Here is a 20,341-nt window from a genome sequence, read left to right on the forward strand (position 1 = left end):
CAGCATCCTAATAATAATGCTTAGTGCTATAGTTAGATTAAACTCTATATTCACATCTATTAAAAGATTTGGTATTTTTTGATATAATAGTATTTCCATTTATCGTAACACAGTCTTCTAGACTGTACAATAAAGTTAGATCATTTCTGTTTCTAAATAACTTTCACATAACCTGATTAAATCTTCTGTATAAGCATTACGTTCTTTGATTTGGGTACTAATATAAATGTGTCTAACTAAAGTTAGAAATTTATAGATCATAATACTTTTTCTGCTTTCTTCTCCTGTTAGTTGAATAAAAGCTTCTTGCAATGCTATTTCTCGATCTTTTAAGGCTTGAAAATCACCCAAAACCCTTAAACTATATTCAGTAATATGGGCGATAAAATTACCAATATCTAAACTGGGATCACCATAACAATATAAATCTAAATCCAGTAAATATAGACGAGAGTGATTAATGATAATTTGATCAGCGTAAAAGTCTCGATGAATACCCAGAGAAGGAATATAAGATAAACTTTTACCTAAGCGATCGCATTCTTTTAAAATCTCTCTAATTCTATGCTTCAAATGGGGATATAATTCACTTACTAAGGGTAATTTTTCATATAAGATATGCAGTTCATTATCAATGGTATGATAGCGATCTGTTTTAGCAGGAAATTGATGTAATTTATAAGCAGCGTAAGCAATTTTCTCCGCAATAGTAACCCCGTCGGGTTTACCTAATAAAAGGGTGGTGGTATATCCTGGAACTTTTCGCTGTAACCACATTTTCCACTGAGGAATAACCCCAATAGGTTGAGGAACAGAAACCGTATCTAAACTGTAATCATCAAAGCCATTTTGCCAGAGATATTTTTGTAAATAATAACTTTTTGTATCCGTTCCCTTAAACCTTACTTTCCCTAGTAAACTAAATTCTTTTTCCCCCTTAAATTGATATTCGATTAAACAACGTTTTTTTGCTTTGTAACGTACGACTTTGATACTAGATAAAGTATTATTTTTGATTAATTCAGGAAAATAGTTGTTAAAAATACTTTCAACTTTATTCGGTGATAAAGCATCTTTGAGAAAGGATAAATTAGGATCAGAAAGTAGCTTAAATGAATCGTTAACTTGAATATTCATAGTTTAATTTATCTTATTGGTAGGGTGGGGAGTGCATCGGCTTGATCAGGTTATTGGGCAATGACTAATGGTTCAAAAGACTGGTTATTTTTATTACATTGAAGTTTATACAACTGGCAATATAAACCTTTTTTCTGTAATAATTCCCAATGGCTTCCTTGTTCTAAAACTTTGCCTTTTTCTATATACAAAATCATGTCTGCTTGAGTCGCTAACGAAAGATCATGGGTGATTAAAAATGTTGTTCTATTCTTAGCTAATCTTTGTAAGGCTTCAATAACAGCTTTTTCACTTTTTTGATCTAATCCTGTTGTAGGTTCGTCTAAAATTAAGATAGGAGTTTGACGAATAGCCGCCCTAGCAATAGCGATTCTTTGACGTTGTCCTCCTGATAAAGTTGACCCTCTTTCTCCTACAAAAGTATCGTATTTTTGGGGTAATTTTTCGATAAAATCATGGGCGTTAGCTAACTTAGCAGCTTTGATAATTTCTTCATCACTAATATTGTTCAGTCCATAAGCAATATTCTCTTTAATAGTGGCTGCAAACAAGATACTTTCTTGTAAAACCACACTCATCTGAGAACGTAAAGAGTTTAACGTATAATTACGAATATCTTGCCCATCAATGAGAATAGTTCCTGATAGGGGATCATACAATCTCAGTAATAAACTCATTAAGGTTGATTTTCCACTACCCGACTGTCCTACAACAGCAATAAATTGACCTGGTTTTACATCTAAATTGATCTTATTTAGAATAGAATGGGAATGATTGTAAGTAAAACTTACATCTTGAAACGTTATATTTCCCTGAAAAGAGGGGGCAACTTTGGCATTAGGTAAGTCTTGAATCTCTGGGGTTTCATCTAATATGTTTAAAATACGTTCCCCAGAGGCGGCAGCTTTAGCTAACCGTCCCGTATATTTGGCAAAATTTTGAATGGGTTTGAAACTATTTTTAAGGTAGGTTAAAAAGACAATGACATCCCCTGGTGTTAAGGCATCTCGTAACACTAACCATGATCCATACCATAAGACGATCGCCATTCCTAAAGCAATGATGCCATCCACTACCCGTTCTAAAGAGGCGGATAATTGTTGTGTTTGCACACTTTGAGTTAAACTCTGCTTATTTTGCCTAGCAAAGTTGTCAGCAAAGGCATTTTCTAAGGATAACGCTTGAATAAGCTTAATAGCTGCTAACGACTCCGATGCAGTAGCCGCCACTTCTCCCTCTTGTTGTCGTTGGGCCACAGAAGCAGCCCGAATACGTTGACTGAGACGTTGAGACGCAAAAATAAATAAAGGAAAGGTTAACAGCGATAATAGGGTTAAATCGGCATCTAACCAAAACATAACCCCCACTGTCCCCAATAATGTCATAATACTAATGACCAGGGGAAGTGTCGCTGTGATCAAAATTTCTTGCAGACGACTCGCATCACTACTCAAGCGAACAATGAGATCCCCACTTCTGGCCTGGTTATGATAAGTTAGGGACAATTTTTGCAAATGACGATACACCTGTTCTCTAACTTGGATCATCACCCGACTGCCTACAGTGGCTAAAGAAACCGTACTCCAGTAAGCGGAAAACGCCCTTAAACCCGTAATACTGATGCTTCCTAACGCACAAAGGGTTAACACAGTAAGGGGGCTTATCGCCTCAAAAACGGTCAATGAGGACTGATCTTGGATGAGAACATGGTCAAAAATAAATTTTAGGGGCCAAGGTTCGAGAATGCGTAACACCACATCCCCCGTCACTGCAAACATAGCTAACCCTAACCGTGACTTTTCCTGGCATAAATAGGGCCAAAAACGCGCTAAAATTCGCCCTAAACTGGGAATTGTACTTTTTAATGATTTTGTTGTCACCATTACTTATTTCTCCATTTCACTACGCAACTTTAATATTGATTTTTCTCCCTTCTCCCTTCTCCCTTCTCCCTGCTTCTTTTGCTAACTTCAAAATCTTCTCTACCACCTGATCCCAGGTATAATGATCGAGAATGGTTTGACGGGCAGATATGCCTAACTGGTGACGCAGTTGGGGCGATCGCATTAAACGTGCAAAGGCTTTTGATAAGGCGTTAATATCTCCAGGGGGACACAATAACCCATTGTTTTCATGCTTGATAACGTCGCTTATTTGCCCGATATTACTCGCTACCACTGGCAACCCTGCGGCCATGTATTCATAGACTTTTAGAGGGGAAAAATAGAACCTATCGAGGGGTGGATAAGGGGCAACGGCCACGTCCATTTGTTCTAATAGAAGAGGGATAGCGTAGGGAGGAACTGCCCCAGTTAACTGTACCACTGAGTTAAGATTTTTCTGATTAATTTCCGTTTGTAGGCGATCGCTTTCGGGTCCTTTGCCGATAATTAATAGTCTACTTTGGGGATACTGATGATGAAATTGTTCAAAGGCTTCTAATAAAATAGGTAAGCCATGCCAAGGTTTTAATGATCCCACAAAACCAACAGTAAAATAAGCATGAGGTGTTATCTTTTTAGGATGAAACCGATCAGCGTTTACCCCATTAGGAATAACTTTTATTTTGTCGGGGTTGTTAACATATTGACTGACATAATTTTTCACTTCATCTGATACAGCAATAATAGTTGTCGCTGCATTAAATACTTTGATGGCTACGGTTTGGGCTTCTTGCAAATGGACTAAACTACGGTGTTTTTGTTGTTCTAAAATCAAAGGTGCATTAACTTCTAAAATCCCAGGAATCCCTTTTTTTCTCGCATATTCCATTCCTCCATAACTCCATAAAGAATACCGTTCATATACGAGATGAAAGGGTTCTGCATAGTCTAACGCTGCATCTATTTCTGAATTCATGGATAGGGCAATTTTTTCTCTTAACCCTTGGGCTACTTTCGGAATGGGTAATAGTTCATGTAATTTTATGGCTTGTAAATCATCGGGTTGTTCATCACCAAAGCGAGGACTAAATAAATGGACTTGATGATTTTGTTTTAACAACCCTCTCATAATTTCTTGTACATGAATAGAACATCCTTTTTGTCCAAAAATAGGAACACCAGAATCAGCACAAACATAAGCAATACGCATCATTAATTACCTCATATTTTAAATTAATTCCTGGTCACTGATAACTGTTCACTTTTCACTGAAATAACTTCCTTAAAGTTGCAGCATTTTGCTCAATATTAAACTCAGTTTCCATCAGTTTTCTAGCTTTTTCTGCTAACTGAACTCTCATATTTTCACTGGTTAATAAGGTTCGCAATGCCATGGCCAAAGCTTCTGCATTATTTTGAGGAACAATTAACCCTGTTTCTTCATGTTTAATCATTTCAGGTATTCCCGTAACATCAGTTCCAATACAGGGAGTTCCTAAGGCCATTGCTTCTAATAATACAGTGGGTAAACCGTCCCTATTCCCATCTTTTCCAATAATATAAGGGGCAGCAAAAACCGCACTCTCTTGAATTAGCTTAAATACTTCATTTTGAGGACGCGGGCCAATAATTTTAACATAATTATCTAACTTTAATGCTTCAATTTGCTCCTTTAATTTAGTTTCTAAGTCACCGGTTCCCACAATTTGACAATGAAACTCACAACCCCATTGTTTTAATAAAAAACAAGCATCAATTAAAATAGAAGTGCCTTTTTTTTCGACTAAACGCCCTACAGAAATGATGAGAGGAGGACGATTTTTAGGAGATTGATAATTAAGTTGCGATAAATTCAATCCATTGTAAATTTTTTGCACTTTTTCAGCTACTTTTCCATAAGTTTGTTGCAAGTATTGTTGATTATAATAACTCACAGTTACAACAGTCGACGCATCCCTAAGTTTTCGGGTCATGTCATCAATATCTACACTTTCATGAAAAATATCTTTAGCGTGGGTTGTAAACGTATAAGAAACATCCGCAAAGTGAGACGCTAAGCGAGTTACACTGGTAGCAACTGAACCAAAATGGGCGTGTAAATGGGTAATTCCTCTTAATTTAACTTCCCTGGCCAACCAAGCAGCTTGATAAACTGTACTAGCTGACTCCCCTTGTGCCATAGATAGCTTACTCCAGAAATCAGGAACTAATTTAGCTAATTCTTGTAATTCTGCCCAAAAATAACTAGCGGCCGTCGGAGATAAACTATTAAGAGACTCACTAACCCGTCCCTGGATAGGTTTACGAATATAAGTCACACTGGCCCTAACTTGAGAAATACAGTTTTGAAAATGGCTGTCACAAGGGGGACGCAGGGCAAAAATATCGATATTTAATCCTGCTTTTTCATGGGCTAAAATTTCATTAACCACAAAAGTTTCTGAATAACGAGGATACCGTTTAACCACATAACCAACACGCATAAATTAAGTTCCTCACTGACTAAGTTTACTGTTGACAAATTGTTCTATTTTTTAGCTAACTTTGAGAAATCTAGGGTCATATCCTTCTAAAATTTCTCCTAAGTATTGAGGAATACGCTGTAATCCCTGAAAATCAATTTTTTCATGTACGTTAGGAGTAGCAACCTCTTGACATAACCACTGACTTAAAGCCTCAGAGTTAACATTATTAGGATGTAACAGATCAACTAACCCTAATGCTTGTAACCGTTGCGCCCGAATTAACTGTTCTTCCCTAGGTTGAATACGAGGAACAATTAACGCCCGTTTCTCAAAAGATAAAATTTCACAAGTGGTATTATAACCTCCCATGGCCACCACAAAATCTGCTTTTTCTAGCCATAAAGTGGGTTCAGAAACATAATCTAATACCTGTAAATTAGGTCTATTTTTTGCTTCATAATGTAACTGTTGACGCAGTTGACTGGGCATCAAAGGACCTGTTATGATAATTCCATGACTATTCTGGGGTAGCTCTGCTTGGGCGAACCCTTTTGCTAATTGATAACCGTCCTGTCCTCCACCTACCAAACAAAGGGCTAGACGTTCATATTTTTGGGTTATGGGCTGTTTTTCCTGGGATTTTGTGTAGTTTAAGCGATACCGTTGGTCTAAATACCCTGTGTAACGGATTTTCGCTGCAACTTCAGCAGAAAAATGGTACTCTTTAACGAGATCGTAAACATTGGGATTACCATAAATCCAAACGTTATCATAATAACGGGCGATCGTCTCTTCATTTTTAGCCTTCTTCCAGCTTGGGATAATGACCTCTGGTTGATCTAAAATATCCCGTAACCCAAGAATACAGTGAGTTTTACCCTGGTTGCGTAGATATTTCAAAGTCCGATCTAATTCTCCGATGGCCCCTCTAGGAACATTATCCACAATGAAGACATCCGGCTGGAAATTCTTCATGGTTGCGCGGATAACCTGCGATCGCAGTTTAATGATAGCATCTAAGGACATATCTAAGCGACGGGCTTGATATTGCCCCTCTTTGGTCTTATATAAAGCCGGTAAGGTAATATATTCAATGTTAGGATGAGTCCCCACCTTGGTCAGATCACTCATCCCACTGATCACCAGGATGTCTGCATTCAGGGGAGAATGGGCTAAACTTTGGGCAATTAAGAGATTTCTGCGTTTATGGCCTAACCCCATTGTATCGTGGGAATAAAGGGCAATTCTGACTTTTTTGGATTTTTTGAGGTTAGGCAAGGATTGAAGAGGGATAGTCGCCGTTTTAATCGTAGTTAAGGGCATAATTTGAGGAGGGTGCAATACAATAGGGTGGACAAAAAAGATAAAAGTATCAATAGAGGAGTCTCAAGAGAGGTTACATCATTAATATTTATGGCGTTGTTAAATACGGGATAACCTGGTCTTAGTATAAGGTCATAAAACCTGAGATGTCAGTCCCAAAAAATAGGGAAAAAAATCCCCTCAAAGAGAGGGAAATAGTCAAATCGTTCTACTTATGTCCTATTCTTTCTACTTATTTCTATGTTTATTCATACCCCTCTAACTCCCCCTATCCCCCCAACCCCCCTTTTAAAGAGGGGCAACAGGGAACTCCCAATGTTCACTAATAACTGATGACTGGTAACTGTTCACTGATTTAGTAGCTAATTAAAGGAATCCACTCATAACTATCCACAATCCCTTGAAAATAATCATTAATGGCCTCTCTTGAATAAGGAGTTACCCCGATTTCTTCTCCAAACCATCTGTCATAAATTTCTACCTGTTGCGGTTGATCGCTAATAATCCCTTCCATAAACTTCACTAAACTATAATTAACCATTCCTCGCCAAGCTGACTCATCTTCAGGAATCATACAAGCATAGGCTTCATACATATAAGGAAATTCTGGAACTACTTCAAATTGATCAGCATTATTATTTTCTAATTTTAATCCTTGTAAAACAATGCCATCCCCTGCGATCGCTTCAATTTCCCCTTTTTTCAGTTTTTCTAATCCTTCGGTTCTATCTTTAATGGGAACAAGAATAGCAGCCGGTTGTTGTAATTTAATAGCTTGTTCATTCGTGGTATTAGGAATCACCCCAATTCTACGCCCGGCTAAAGAGTCAATTGTCCCTAAATCACTGCCTTTTTTTCTGAAAATTTTTGTTCCACTGGCAAAATAACTGACGGAAAAATCAACAATTTCATCCCGTTCCCAAGTAAAAGTAGAGGAGGCACATTCGATGTCAATCTCTCTATTTTTAACTTTATCAAAACGATTTTGTGGTGTGACTTCTACTAATTTTAGTTGAATAGGTTTCCCTAATTTTTTTTCGATATCTTGACGAATAATTTCTAAAACATCAATAGAATAGCCCACCCATTCTCCTTCCTCATTGACATAGGCAAAAGGAATGGCATCTTTACGAGTTCCTGCGGTAATGACCCCTGTTTGTTTAATTTTTTCTAGGATTTCTCCAGCTAAACTTGCACTTTGAGAACTAGCCGTTAATAATAATGTCAAGGCTAATAAGACAAATTTTTTCCTCATCACTTGTTTCCTCAGACCATTTTAAGGTCATAGACTGCAACCTGATGAAGTAAGTTTCAACTCAATGCTGTTTTTTAGAAGAAGTTATCCTTAATAATTTATGACCGATTATTCTATTTTTGTTGAGGAAAGGATTCACCTTTTTTAGTCGTGTTTTGACTGACAAAATAAAAGAGATTTGCTATGGTGAAAATCTACAGACATAAAGGATTTACCCCACTGTGAGTTCTAATCATCTACCCAAAACTACTGCTTATGTCCGTATTACTCAACAGTCTTGGCAACAAGGACAAATGGAAGGAGAAGTCAGGGCCGCAGAATATCAATGGCGGTTTAAATGGCATTTTCGTCAGGGACAATTATCAGTACAACCGTCCTTAGGCCGTGCCTTAATTTATGAACCCTTGGGACGGTTTTTGGAGCGATCGGACTATCAATTAGAACCTGGGGGAGATTATGAGTTTACTTTGCGATCGCAACTTTAATAAAAATTACTCAGGGTGTCATCAGGAATTTCACGGTAGCTGTGATTTGCCTTACAGTCAAACCAGAAAATCAAATATATTCTCGATAGTACATAGATGTTGTGTCTAAGATAATTTTGATGCTTCTGTGAAAGAGATGTCTAAGTCTACTATTGTGTCCACTATCTGTACAAAAAGTCTCACTCAAGTTTTACCTTCGTGTAGCATTTCTCTGTTAGTCTTATCTGGCTATTTTTCTATTTTATTGGGTGGCTTAATGATTAGCTTAGGGGGTGCAATGTTTTATCAAGCGTTGCGATCCAATCAAGAACAAAAATTAGAAAAAACCGTTGTCGCTACATCTAATTCTCAGAAAACTTTCAATGAGATCCCCGAACTCTGATAGACTTTTGACTAAGGTTTAAATTTTAAGACCACGTCTGAGAACATAAGATAAGCAGATAGGGAGGACATACCTTGGAAAGCACACTAGGTTTAGAAATTATCGAAGTCGTTGAACAAGCGGCGATCGCTTCGGCAAAATGGATGGGTAAAGGCGAAAAAAATACTGCTGACCAAGTCGCAGTAGAAGCCATGCGCGAAAGAATGAATCAAATTCATATGCGTGGTCGCATCGTTATTGGGGAAGGGGAGCGCGATGACGCTCCGATGCTCTATATTGGTGAGGAAGTGGGCATTTGCACCCGTGAAGATGCGAAAGCCTATTGTAACCCCGAAGAATTAATTGAAATTGACATTGCCGTTGACCCTTGTGAAGGAACGAACCTGGTTGCTTACGGACAAAACGGTTCTATGGCGGTATTAGCCATCTCCGAAAAAGGCGGTTTATTCGCTGCCCCTGACTTCTATATGAAAAAATTGGCAGCACCCCCTGCAGCTAAAGGTAAAGTTGATATTAACAAATCAGCCACCGAAAACTTAAAAATTTTAGGCGAATGCTTAGAACGCAGTGTTGAAGAATTAGTGGTTGTGGTGATGGATCGCCCTCGTCACAAAGAATTAATTCAAGAAATTCGCGACGCAGGCGCCAGAGTTCGTCTCATCAGTGATGGAGATGTTTCGGCTGCCATTTCCTGTGGGTTTTCAGGAACTAACATTCATGCCTTAATGGGAATTGGTGCTGCTCCTGAAGGGGTGATTTCTGCTGCTGCGATGCGTTGTTTAGGGGGTCATTTCCAAGGACAACTTATCTATGATCCTGAAATCGTTAAAACCGGTTTAATTGGAGAAAGTCGTGAGGGTAACTTAGCTCGTCTCAAAGAAATGGGCATTGACGATCCTGATCGGGTTTATACCGATAGTGAGTTAGCGAGTGGAGAAACCGTACTCTTTGCTGCTTGTGGTATTACCCCTGGTACCTTAATGGAGGGAGTTCGTTTCTTCCACGGTGGTGCCAGAACTCAAAGTTTGGTTATCTCGAGTCAGTCTAAGACAGCCCGTTTCGTCGATACTATCCATATTCAGGAACAACCTAAGTATATCGAACTTAAATAGGACATTGGTAACAAGGAGACAAGTTAATTGTCTCCTTTGACAACTGCCTCAATGTCACAGAGAATTGAGGGAGAAGATAGGGGTAGATAATATCTCTATCTCTTCATGCTAGAAACGTTAATATATCGATTAAAAAATAATAATTTTCCCCTTGTCTTGACTGAACAAATTCTCGTTAAGTGATAACATGATAAGGGTCTTATGAGCTAAAGACACTCATATTACCTTGTGTCACTGGCTCAGAATGAACACACTTTTTTAAAGTTTTATAAAGATTCTTGTCAAACTATTTGTGATTGGCACAACTTGGGTCTAAATTGCAAAAATTAGAAACAGTAGCACTTATTTTCCTTTTTGATTAACGCAAGCTTAAAACCTTGTAGGAGAACTTATGAACATTGCAGTGGTGGGCCTAAGTCACAAAACCGCCCCAGTTGAAGTCCGCGAAAAGTTAAGTATCCAAGAGGCAAAAATTGAAGAAGCCTTGATCCATATAAAGGGTTATCCTCATATTGAAGAAGTGGCTGTCATCAGCACCTGTAACCGTCTAGAAATTTATGCGGTGGTGACAGACACAGAAAAAGGAGTTGTCGAGATTACTCAATTCCTCTCAGAAATTGGTCATATTCCCTTAAACTATCTGCGTCGCTATTTATTTACCTTGCTTCATCAAGATGCGGTGCGTCACCTGTTAAGAGTGGCGGCAGGGTTAGAAAGTTTAGTGTTAGGGGAAGGACAAATTTTAGCCCAGGTGAAAACCACCCATAAATTATCCCAAAAATATAAAGGCATTGGCCGATTACTTGATCGCCTCTTTAAACAAGCTATCACCGCAGGAAAACGGGTGCGTAGCGAAACTAATATCGGTACAGGTGCTGTGTCTATTAGTTCGGCGGCCGTAGAATTAGCCATCACCAAAGTCGATGATTTAGGGACCCGTAACATTAGTATTATCGGTGCGGGGAAAATGGCTTGTTTATTGGTTAAACATCTTGTGGCCAAGGGAGCAACTTCGATTACCATTGTTAACCGTTCTCAGCGTCGGGCTGAAGAATTGGCCAAGAAATTTCCTCAAGCTGAGTTAACCCTGGTTTCTTTGGATGAGATGATGAATGTAGTCGGTCAGTCTCATCTGGTGTTTACTAGCACAGGGGCCACTGAACCGATTTTACATCAAGACAATCTCAAAGAAGTGGTGTCGGTGGAACAACAATTAATGTTATTTGATATTTCTGTTCCTCGAAATGTGGCCACCAATGTCCAAGAGATGGATATCGTCGAAGCTTATAACGTGGATGATTTAAAGGCTGTGGTGGCTCAAAATCATGCCAGTCGTCGTCAAATGGCTTTAGAGGCTGAAGCCTTACTCGAAGAAGAAGTTGAAGCCTTTGAACTATGGTGGCGTTCCTTAGAAACCGTCCCAACCATTAGCTGTCTGAGGACAAAAGTCGAAAGCATCCGCGAACAAGAACTCGAAAAAGCCTTATCTCGTTTGGGAACGGAGTTTGCTGAAAAGCATCAAGAGGTGATTGAAGCTTTAACCAGAGGGATCGTTAATAAGATATTACACGAACCCATGGTGCAACTGCGGGCGCAACAGGATATAGAAGCTAGACAAAGATGTTTACAGTCTTTGCAAATGTTATTTGATCTTGAAATTGAGATCGAGAAACAATTTGGTTAAACATTAGGGATGTTTCACAGTATCGATTGTTAAATATCCCAGATCAATTTATATTCTCTCGTTGAAGCAAAATTTAACGAGAGATTTTTCTTTTTACTCATATTTTGCATCTTCGATATCTGCTTCATGAAACCTAGACAAACCTGGACAGGCTTGTTGTTCAATTCCTGCTTCAACCAAGGGAGACGGCTCCTTCTTGTCCACAGGCGTTCACCGATAAGCCATCGGCATTCTTGATCCAACCTTCGATATTTTTTGAGGCGTTGAGATCCCTGTCCATAACTTGGCCACAATTTTGACAATAATAAACTCTTTCAAATAAGGGCATATCTTGTATATTTCCGCAGACTGAACAAGTTTTTGAACTGGGGAACCACCTATCTACTATGGTTAACAAAAAGCCAAAACATTCTTGTTTATAACTCAACAATTCTCGAAAACGATACAATCCTAAATTAGATAAGGCATCGGATAATTTGTGGTTAGCCATCATCCCTTTTATGTTTAAATCTTCTATGAGAATATGTTGATAAGTTTTGGCCAATAATGTGGTGGTTTTTTGCAGAAAATCTTCTCGAATGTTGGTTATTCTTTTATGCTTTTTTCTTAGTTTCTGGTAATATTTAACCGCATTTTTAGATGCAGAGATTCCAGAACGACGGTTGCTGTGTACCTTATTTCTGTTTCTCCATTGTATCTTTCCTAGCTTGGTTTTCGCTTTTTTGATGGAAGATGGAGCCTCCAAGGTGTTTCCGTCACTAAGAGTGGCAAAAGTTTTTATTCCTAAGTCAATTCCTACTTTTTTATGGCAGTGTTTCATCTCAGGTCTTTTACAAGCTGAAACGGCAAAACTTATATACCATTTCCCTGCAGACCTCGATATAGTAAAGGTTTGAGAAACACAGTTATAAGGGATAGCCTCTTTTAATCTGAATGTTCCCAAAGTAGGAATTTTTATCTTTTTTCCCTCCTTGACTAATACCTTACCGTTAGAACTATCTACTGTAAAACTACAGTGATCTTTCTTCTTTTTAAAACGAGGTAAGTCTGCTTTTATTTTAGGCTCTCTCCAACGGGAAAATGCTTTTTTCAAGTCCCTAAAAGCATTCTGATAAATGCGAGATGAATATTTATTTGTCCATAAATATTCTGTTTGCTTTTTAGTAATGTTTGTAAAGACTTTCTTGATAGCATCTAACCGTTTTGAGTCACTGCCAGAAATTTCGGGAATATCCCAGGTGGATTTGAGTAAAGATAAGCCATGATTGTATACAAAGCGAGAAAAGCCAGCACAGCCAGCAAAAAAGCTCTTTTCTTTGTTATTCAGCTTTAATTCTCTCTTAATTGCGTACATGATTAGCTCTTTGACTCCCTACCCCCCCTGCCCCTAACCCCCCTGCCCCTAACCCCCCTGCCCCCCTTGTAAAGGGGGGTGTGGGGGGTGTGGGGGGATAATCTAAAATTGTGACCATTGTTGAAGGATATAATTATGAAACTCATCTCTATCAACTGTCTCCATCGCTAAAATTTTTCGTCCTTTTTCAACCACTTTAATTCTTCCCTGAGAACTGCCGGTTGTCATTACTTCCGTTTCCCATTCTTTGAGAGAAAATAAGTCTGAACGATGTAAATAAGACGTAGCTAAAACATCCCAACAATAGTAGTCTTGGGGAATGGCTAAAGCGTAACAAAGTCCGGCTAAATCTGAGAGTTGATGCTGTCTTTGTTTCGCTAATTTTCTGATAAACTCAGCCGTTACCGGCACGGTATTGGTAATATCTAAAGAACAAAGGATTAAAGGAACATTACTTTGCCAAACCCTCTCAACGGCGATCGCATCCCAATAAGCATTCCATTCGGCACTGCCATCATGTTCCGGGGCAAATTCTTTTTCGACATTCCCGGCCACATTTAACGCCCCTCCCATCCAGACAATTTCTTTAATTTTCCCTTCAATGGTGGGATCAATGTCTAAAGCAGTGGCAACGGTGGTTAAGGGCCCTGTCACCATCAATGTGACCGGTTCAGAGGCACGGTGCAACGTTTCTACCATAAACTGTTGTCCAGTTTGGGACAGTAAGGGCGTTTTAAGGGTATCTTCTTGATTAAGAATAGGAAAATTATCCATAATCAAAGAATCACGGCGATATAGTGCTGGAAAGGGATGAATCCCTCTTACGGTACTTTCAGCCACCGGAATATGATGACATTCCATCAAATCCAGCAGTTTTCGGGTCACATTCACAGCAGCATTAATATAACAATCAGCAGGAGTGACAATAATGCCCAAAACCTCTACATTGGGCATGGTCATTAATAATAAGGTTGCCAGAATATCATCGATCGCCCCGTCGTGATCCAACAAAACTAATTTAGACATACTTGAAGTGAATAAAGTTAAACCGATGGATCTTCTAACCAATCGTAAATTTTATCCAATTGGTTTAAATTAATGAGACCATATTGCCAGAGCAACATGGGTAAAGGACCTTGGGTTTGTTCCATGGAACGTTGGGCGATCGCAATAGAATCATGGGACAATAAAAGTTCTTCGTGTAGAAAACGCAAAAATTGTTTATGGGTGATGTGTGACATAGTCATTTTACCTTAAGAATTCATCGTTAATGAGGGTCTTGTCTTGAGAATTCAATCAGGATCTTTTCTGGTTTTGGCAATTTGGCGATCGTCGACGGTATTGATATCAACGAAGTTTTTCCATAAAGAGCGAACGGTATCATTCCTAGATGACTAGGATCTGGCTCAATCGTTATCCTGTGTTTCCTTCTCAAACCTTCACGTCATTGGAAAAACAGCTTTTTAACCAAAATCATCAAGTTGTTTTCCTCTTTGTTTCTTCACACCACTAACTCCCAACGGGACAAGCGCCCTAGGAAGTCATTTCTTCTCTCCATATTATGTGTAGATTGTATTATAAATAATTTAGAAAATCTATAGATATTTGTAAAAGCTTACATTTATCAAACTTATTATTTTTTAAGGATTAGGGGATGTATTTTCTATAAACTCAATGTCTAGTTGATCCCCTGGTTCAATTCCTAATTCTGTCGCCCGTCCTCCTGCTAGTTCAATCACTTGGTTCACTAAGTTTTCAGGTCCATAAGTAGGACAGGGATCAACGCTACAGGGAGGAACATTGGGGAAAACAGCCCTAACCCTGCCATTAGCTAAGAAAATCATATCTAAAGGAATATTGACGTTTTTCATCCAAAATCTAACCGGTCTTAGCTGTTCAAAGACAAAAATCATCCCTCGATTTTTTTCTAAAGATTGACGATACATTAAACCCATTTGTTGTTGTTCGGGTGTTTTTGCCACTTCTAATTCGATTACAGTTTCGTCAATTTTCACCATCGCTTCGATAGGAAGCTTTTGACCTTGTTCTTCAATATTTTCGGTTATATCTTTATTATATTCTGCTTGGGTAGACGGAGTACATCCCATCAAAACAAGGGTGATAATCAGAATTGAACTAATTGTTTTAAACATAACTTTTTCTACTTCTTTATCATCTAAAATAATCAATTTAACTGTTGTTATCTCTACGGTTATCCTTCTCGTAAAACATACCCTACCCCTCGAACGGTATGAATTAAGCGTTTATGGTCTTCATTTTCTATTTTGATGCGTAAATAACGAATATAAACCTCAATGACATTAGATTCTCCTTGAAACTCTTCTCCCCAAACATTTTCTAAAATTTTCTCTCGACTTAAAACTTTTTGGGGATGGGACATGAGATATTTAAGCAACTCAAATTCCTTCATGGTTAAATCGATGGGCTTATTATTAATAAAAAGTTGTCGAGTGGTTAAGTCTAGAACAATATCACTATATTGTAATTGTTCTTTCACTACTTTAGGCGGGGTTAAATAAAAGCGGACTAACTTCAATAAAGCGGGACTATAATCGGTTTTCAATAGATAATCATCGGCCCCTGCTTCTAAACAAGCTACCCTTTCTTCTACGGTTTCTGTATTAATCATCATAATTAAAATCAAGGACTTTTGTAATTGTCGCAACTGAGTGCAGAGGGTGAGTCCAGTGTTATCATTAGGGTGACAATTAATCACCACCATGGCTGGTTGATGGATAGTGACATTTTCGATGGTTTGACGAATATCATTAATAATAATGGGTGTATAGCCTGCTTCTTGTAACTCAGGGCAGATACGTTGATTAAAATTATGATCAAGTTGTACTAAAAGAATACAAGGATTTAGAGTCATTTTACTCAGGAAAAATTTCTGTTACTACCCGTTCTTGGCGATCGCTATTGGTGACAACAATATTATTATCAACTAAAGTACCGACGGCTTTTTCTCCGGTTAAATTTAATTTAGGGTTTTGATTTTGTTCGTAAATGACATTGCCATAAGCTTCAATGGTTTGGGCGACCATATTCCAAGTTAGGTTATTGGAGTATAACTTACTATCATTGGCTTGACTGATTCCTTGAACCCCTCCTTGAAGATAAGCCATATTGTCTGCCAAGTTAACATGGCCTTGATTGCCGGTTAGGGTAATATTTTGTTCATACTGGATCAATTGAACGGGTTTACTCGCATAAACTTGACGGGTTTGATAATGCCAAACAATTTCATTGGTGGCCACTTGTAGGGGAGGTTTAAGGGATTTATATTCAATATTTTCTTTGACGATCACTTGTTTTTTATCGAGTAACACCCTGGCCTGTTTGGCCACTAAGCGATCGGTGATCGTCTTGTCTTGAAATTTGATCAGGGTTAAAAGGCGATCGCCAATAATCGTTTGTTTAGGCACTTCCCAGATTAAATGTTCTGTTTTTAACTGTAACTGTTTTTCTTCAGAAGTGGCTTCAATTTTTCCGGTTAATTCTAATGTTTGCTCACGGGTATTATATTTTCCTTCTTCGGCGGATGCTTCGAGTTGAGGATGGGACCCTCGCACATTTTTGCGAATGGTTAATAGAGAGGCTTCCGGTTGCCATTGGACTTCTTCGCTACGAAGAACCGCTTCGTTACGGGGGTCTACCGCCACCACGTTTTCCCTCAGAAAAATCTCGGCCCCATCTCGGTCGATTACTCCATAGTCAGATTTTACTCGTAATACCACTTCCCCGTCTTGCAAAATATTGCCTTTGACTGCTGTTAAATTAGCTTTTTTACGATCTGGACTATATTGTGCTTCATCAACCTGTATTTTCCAAAGAAGTTCTCCTTTAGCATTGGATTGTTCTAAGGTGGCATTTTGTAGTTTTAAATTGGTTTCTTCTCTGGTTTCTCCTGAGGTTTCTAGGGTTTGGGACTGTTGTTTTCCTGATTGACAAGCCACTAAGCCCAATAGCAACACTAAGATCACCCCTTTCAGGCAGTTTAGAGGTAAATAATGTTTTTGTTTTAATGGATGGTGTTGGTTCATTTTTGTTTAATGATAGTTTGATCAGGCTGATGCTAACGGGGACAATTGTAACGTTTTGTGCAGGGGTTCAGCATTGTGACGACTCTTTACATCGAACATCTATTGTATCGTTCAATCAAGCCTTATTAATTATTAATTGTTAATTATCAATTATTTTATCCATTTTCTGCGCCAAAAAAGTAGAGTTTCTAAACAGTTATTTAATAATTGATTTTGTTTATTTTTTTGCTCATGCCATTGTTGAGCAATTTGAAACAATATTTCACTGATGGTTCCATAGGGAGGAAATAATTTCTCAATTTTCTGAATTTTTATCTTATTTTTCATAGCTAAAGCAACTATATTGATGATTTCATCACTGTTATTCCCAATAATATGACAGCCTAAAATTAGACCATTGCGACGAGTAATTAACTTGCAAAATCCTGTGGTTTCGTCTAAGTTGGTTGCTTTAACTAAACTTTTATAGTTTTTTTTAATAATGATTAAGTCATTTTCATATTCTTGTTTGGCTTGGGTTTCTGTTAGTCCCACTCTTGAAAAAATAGGATCAATCAACATCCGAACGGGACAATGATCATAATTTACTTTAAAAATGGGATAAAAAATCGTGTTTTTAACAGCAATTGTACCTTCATATTGAGCCATATTAGATAAATTATATTGTCCCATTGCACGACCACAGGCATAAATATTAGGGTTAGTGGTTTGTAATTTATGGTTAGTTTTTATTTTGTTATTTTCTATTTCTACTTTAACCCCTTCTAAATTTAATCCTTTTATATTTAATTTTCTTTGATTCATCATAATAATTTCATCGGTTTCTAGGGCTTTATTTCCTGCTTGAATCCATTTTTTACCTTCTAGTTTTCTAACTTGAGTAATGGGACAATTGATGAATAATTGGATGCCTTCTGCTTCTAAGATAGCTTGAATCAGTTGTACAATGTCCTTATCTTCTTGGAGTAAAATATTAGAAGCTTCAACAATTAGAGTAATTTTTTTACCTAAACGGTTTAATGCTTGTGCCAGTTCAACCCCTAAAGCAGTTTGAGATACAATAACGATAGTTTCAGGTAATTGATCGATATTTAAGGTTTCTGGAATCAGATAACCCACCTCTGCTAATCCTGGAATTGGGGGAATAATAGTAATAGAAGGAGTGGCTAATAAATAACGACGCGATCGCAGGGTTCTATTTTTCAGAACAAAACCTAACTTAGGAAGACGACAAAATTCTCCTGACTCTTCAATAATATCGACTCCCAAGTTAGCTAATTTTTCTTGATTGGTTAATGCTTGTATATCTTGTTTAACAGCATCTTTCCACTGTTTGAGGTGAGTATAATTTAAGGGAGAAACTGAATCTAAATTGAGATGCCATTGGTTAAAATTATGCCAATGGCCATGAAGAAAAGTAAAATAATTAAGAATTAAACTCTCTGTTTCGAGAGAATAATGATTAGGGGTGGTTCCTAATACTAAAGCTACTCTGGTTTTCAACTTTATGGCTTCTGACGCAGCAAAAAAAGCTTCTGGGGTATTACCAATAATAACGAGATCGTAATCTAAACTCATTGGGGAATAGGGAACAGTTATCATTAATAAGAAGGCTCATTAATTTTAGCCCAAACCCTTAACACTTCGCCCACACTCCAAGCTTGGGCAAAACAGCCTCTAGGGATCATGGGGGCATCTCCGTCAAAAATCTCGCTAATACTGCCCACACAACCATCATTGAGGTGGTTGGCCATGGGTTCAAGAAAACTATTGGCTAAGGTGCGATCGCCATAGACGCGGAAATGGGCTTCCACAAACGGTCCAATTAACCAGGCCCAGACGGTTCCTTGATGATAACTGCCGTCTCTCGAAACTTGATCGCCACCGTAACGGCCCCGATATTGGTGATGGGTAGTACAAAGCGATCGCAGGCCATGGGAAGTAATTAACATTTTAGCCACTGTATCCACCACTGACTTTTGTTGTTCGGGTTTCAGTAAGGGTTGAGTGGTTTTATTGTGGGGTAAGGAAACGGCAAAAATTTGATTAGGCCGCATGGACTTATCGTGGCCGTTGGGACTATCTAAAACATCGTGACAGTATTTTAAGGAAGGATGCCAATATCGCTGAAAACCGGCATGGGTATCACGGGCCATGGTTTTATATTCTCCGGTGGGTTGTCCCAAGATGTCCCCTATTTCGATCATAATGGTTAAGGCGTTGTACCAAAGCACGTTCACTTCGATGGGTTTACCGTGACGGGGAGTCACCACCCAGTCTCCGACTTTGGCATCCATCCAGGTTAACTGGGTCCCTTCTTGACCCGCATAGATTAAATGATCGCTATCGAGATGGATATTATAACGGGTTCCTTGACGGTAAGAGTCAATGACCTCTTGTAGCAGGGGATAAAGGTATTTTAATAAGGTGATATCTTTGGTCAGACTATAATAGGTGCGAATGGCTTCAAAATACCAGAGAATGGCATCAACGGTGTTGTATTGGGGGGTTCGATCATCATCGGGGAAGACATTGGGTAACATTCCCCCGTCTAGGTATTTAGAAAAGGTACTGAGAATATCGTGGGCAATATCGGGGCGGTTGGTGGTCAAGGTTAACCCTGGTAAAGCAATCATCGTATCCCGTCCCCAGTCGGCAAACCAAGGATAACCAGCGATAATGGTTTTACCATCGGGGTTATGGGTTGAGGGACGGTTAACAATAAATTGGTCGGCCGCGAGGACTAATTGTTGTATCCAAGGAACCGAAAAATGAGAACAGTGTTTGAGTAACCCGTCTTCGTATTCGTAGCGTTCTTGTAACGCTTGTTTTCCATCTAAAGAAGATTGGGGGTTGGTACTAGCGACGATGGTTAGGGAGTCTCCCGGCTGCAAGGTTTTGTTAAAGGTGGCTGCATTATAATGATCGTCTCGATCCCATAATCCCCGATATCGTTCCATGGCTAAATCGTAACCTAAATGCCAATGATAGTTTAAGGTCACTTCTGCCCCATCTGTCCAAAGATAAAAGGGGGTTGCTTCGGGATAAGCACTCACACAAACGCCTTTTGGCACTTCTTCGACTAACATTTTCCACTGTCCTGACTGGGTGGTCCCGTGATGGTCACGATAGTTTACTAAGGCTTTAATGGATAATTGTAGGGATTTACTGCCTCGTTTGAAGGTATAACGGGTATA

Annotated in this window: 18 protein-coding genes; 4 read left to right on the forward strand and 14 right to left on the reverse strand. The window is 38.6% G+C overall.

Annotated features, from left to right (window positions below):
• Positions 1-135 precede the first annotated feature (135 nt).
• The 6 genes from C4E06_RS23875 to C4E06_RS23900 all read right to left on the reverse strand — a co-directional run bounded on the left by C4E06_RS23875 (position 136) and on the right by C4E06_RS23900 (position 8,063).
• Positions 136-1,137 carry a phosphotransferase gene (locus tag C4E06_RS23875; RefSeq protein ID WP_107670867.1) on the reverse strand — a complete coding sequence of 334 codons (1,002 nt, stop codon included), beginning with the start codon at positions 1,135-1,137 and terminating at the stop codon, positions 136-138.
• Positions 1,138-1,187: 50 nt separating this feature from the next.
• A complete protein-coding gene (locus C4E06_RS23880; protein ID WP_107670868.1) occupies positions 1,188-3,020 on the reverse strand; it encodes an ABC transporter ATP-binding protein in 1,833 nt (610 codons plus the stop codon).
• Between the two features lie 19 nt (positions 3,021-3,039).
• On the reverse strand, positions 3,040-4,230 hold the full coding sequence (locus tag C4E06_RS23885; protein ID WP_198648997.1) for a glycosyltransferase family 4 protein: 1,191 nt from the start codon (positions 4,228-4,230) through the stop codon (positions 3,040-3,042).
• A gap of 55 nt (positions 4,231-4,285) precedes the next feature.
• Positions 4,286-5,503, reverse strand: coding sequence for a glycosyltransferase family 4 protein (locus C4E06_RS23890; protein ID WP_107670870.1), 1,218 nt, complete (start codon positions 5,501-5,503; stop codon positions 4,286-4,288).
• A gap of 51 nt (positions 5,504-5,554) precedes the next feature.
• Positions 5,555-6,808 (reverse strand): glycosyltransferase family protein, encoded by a 1,254-nt coding sequence (locus C4E06_RS23895; protein ID WP_107670871.1) that lies wholly within the window; start codon positions 6,806-6,808, stop codon positions 5,555-5,557.
• A 355-nt stretch (positions 6,809-7,163) separates the two neighbouring features.
• Positions 7,164-8,063 carry an amino acid ABC transporter substrate-binding protein gene (locus C4E06_RS23900; RefSeq protein WP_198648991.1) on the reverse strand — a complete coding sequence of 300 codons (900 nt, stop codon included), beginning with the start codon at positions 8,061-8,063 and terminating at the stop codon, positions 7,164-7,166.
• Between the two features lie 221 nt (positions 8,064-8,284).
• Here C4E06_RS23900 and C4E06_RS23905 point away from each other — a divergent pair, with 221 nt between their 5' ends.
• The 4 genes from C4E06_RS23905 to C4E06_RS23920 all read left to right on the forward strand — a co-directional run bounded on the left by C4E06_RS23905 (position 8,285) and on the right by C4E06_RS23920 (position 11,726).
• Positions 8,285-8,548 carry a DUF3146 family protein gene (locus C4E06_RS23905; protein WP_107670873.1) on the forward strand — a complete coding sequence of 88 codons (264 nt, stop codon included), beginning with the start codon at positions 8,285-8,287 and terminating at the stop codon, positions 8,546-8,548.
• A 136-nt stretch (positions 8,549-8,684) separates the two neighbouring features.
• Positions 8,685-8,930, forward strand: a complete 246-nt coding sequence (locus C4E06_RS23910; RefSeq protein WP_107670874.1) for a hypothetical protein — start codon at positions 8,685-8,687, stop codon at positions 8,928-8,930.
• Positions 8,931-9,004: 74 nt separating this feature from the next.
• Positions 9,005-10,042, forward strand: coding sequence for a class II fructose-bisphosphatase (gene glpX / locus C4E06_RS23915; RefSeq protein WP_107670875.1), 1,038 nt, complete (start codon positions 9,005-9,007; stop codon positions 10,040-10,042).
• 391 nt (positions 10,043-10,433) lie between these two features.
• The gene (locus C4E06_RS23920; protein WP_107670876.1) at positions 10,434-11,726 is read left to right on the forward strand and encodes a glutamyl-tRNA reductase; all 1,293 of its coding nucleotides are present in this window, start codon (positions 10,434-10,436) and stop codon (positions 11,724-11,726) included.
• A 172-nt stretch (positions 11,727-11,898) separates the two neighbouring features.
• Here C4E06_RS23920 and C4E06_RS23925 read toward each other — a convergent pair whose 3' ends face one another.
• The 8 genes from C4E06_RS23925 to C4E06_RS23960 all read right to left on the reverse strand — a co-directional run.
• Positions 11,899-13,080 carry an RNA-guided endonuclease TnpB family protein gene (locus C4E06_RS23925; protein WP_107666397.1) on the reverse strand — a complete coding sequence of 394 codons (1,182 nt, stop codon included), beginning with the start codon at positions 13,078-13,080 and terminating at the stop codon, positions 11,899-11,901.
• Positions 13,081-13,182: 102 nt separating this feature from the next.
• On the reverse strand, positions 13,183-14,106 hold the full coding sequence (locus C4E06_RS23930; protein WP_107670877.1) for a nucleoside hydrolase: 924 nt from the start codon (positions 14,104-14,106) through the stop codon (positions 13,183-13,185).
• A 17-nt stretch (positions 14,107-14,123) separates the two neighbouring features.
• Positions 14,124-14,321 (reverse strand): DUF2949 domain-containing protein, encoded by a 198-nt coding sequence (locus C4E06_RS23935; protein ID WP_107670878.1) that lies wholly within the window; start codon positions 14,319-14,321, stop codon positions 14,124-14,126.
• A 399-nt stretch (positions 14,322-14,720) separates the two neighbouring features.
• Positions 14,721-15,233, reverse strand: coding sequence for a DUF192 domain-containing protein (locus C4E06_RS23940; RefSeq protein WP_107670883.1), 513 nt, complete (start codon positions 15,231-15,233; stop codon positions 14,721-14,723).
• A gap of 59 nt (positions 15,234-15,292) precedes the next feature.
• The gene (gene nblR / locus C4E06_RS23945) at positions 15,293-15,973 is read right to left on the reverse strand and encodes a response regulator transcription factor NblR (RefSeq protein ID WP_107670879.1); all 681 of its coding nucleotides are present in this window, start codon (positions 15,971-15,973) and stop codon (positions 15,293-15,295) included.
• Position 15,974: 1 nt separating this feature from the next.
• Positions 15,975-17,144: an LPS export ABC transporter periplasmic protein LptC gene (gene lptC / locus C4E06_RS23950; RefSeq protein ID WP_107670880.1), complete on the reverse strand. Its 1,170-nt coding sequence runs from the start codon at positions 17,142-17,144 to the stop codon at positions 15,975-15,977.
• A 150-nt stretch (positions 17,145-17,294) separates the two neighbouring features.
• Positions 17,295-18,746 carry an NAD(P)/FAD-dependent oxidoreductase gene (locus tag C4E06_RS23955; protein ID WP_198648992.1) on the reverse strand — a complete coding sequence of 484 codons (1,452 nt, stop codon included), beginning with the start codon at positions 18,744-18,746 and terminating at the stop codon, positions 17,295-17,297.
• Positions 18,746-20,341: amylo-alpha-1,6-glucosidase (locus tag C4E06_RS23960; protein WP_107670881.1), on the reverse strand; the 1,596-nt coding region annotated here is incomplete at its 5' end. The genes C4E06_RS23960 and C4E06_RS23955, both read right to left, overlap by 1 nt.

Source organism: Cyanothece sp. BG0011, from assembly GCF_003013815.1.
GTDB lineage: Bacteria > Cyanobacteriota > Cyanobacteriia > Cyanobacteriales > Microcystaceae > Crocosphaera.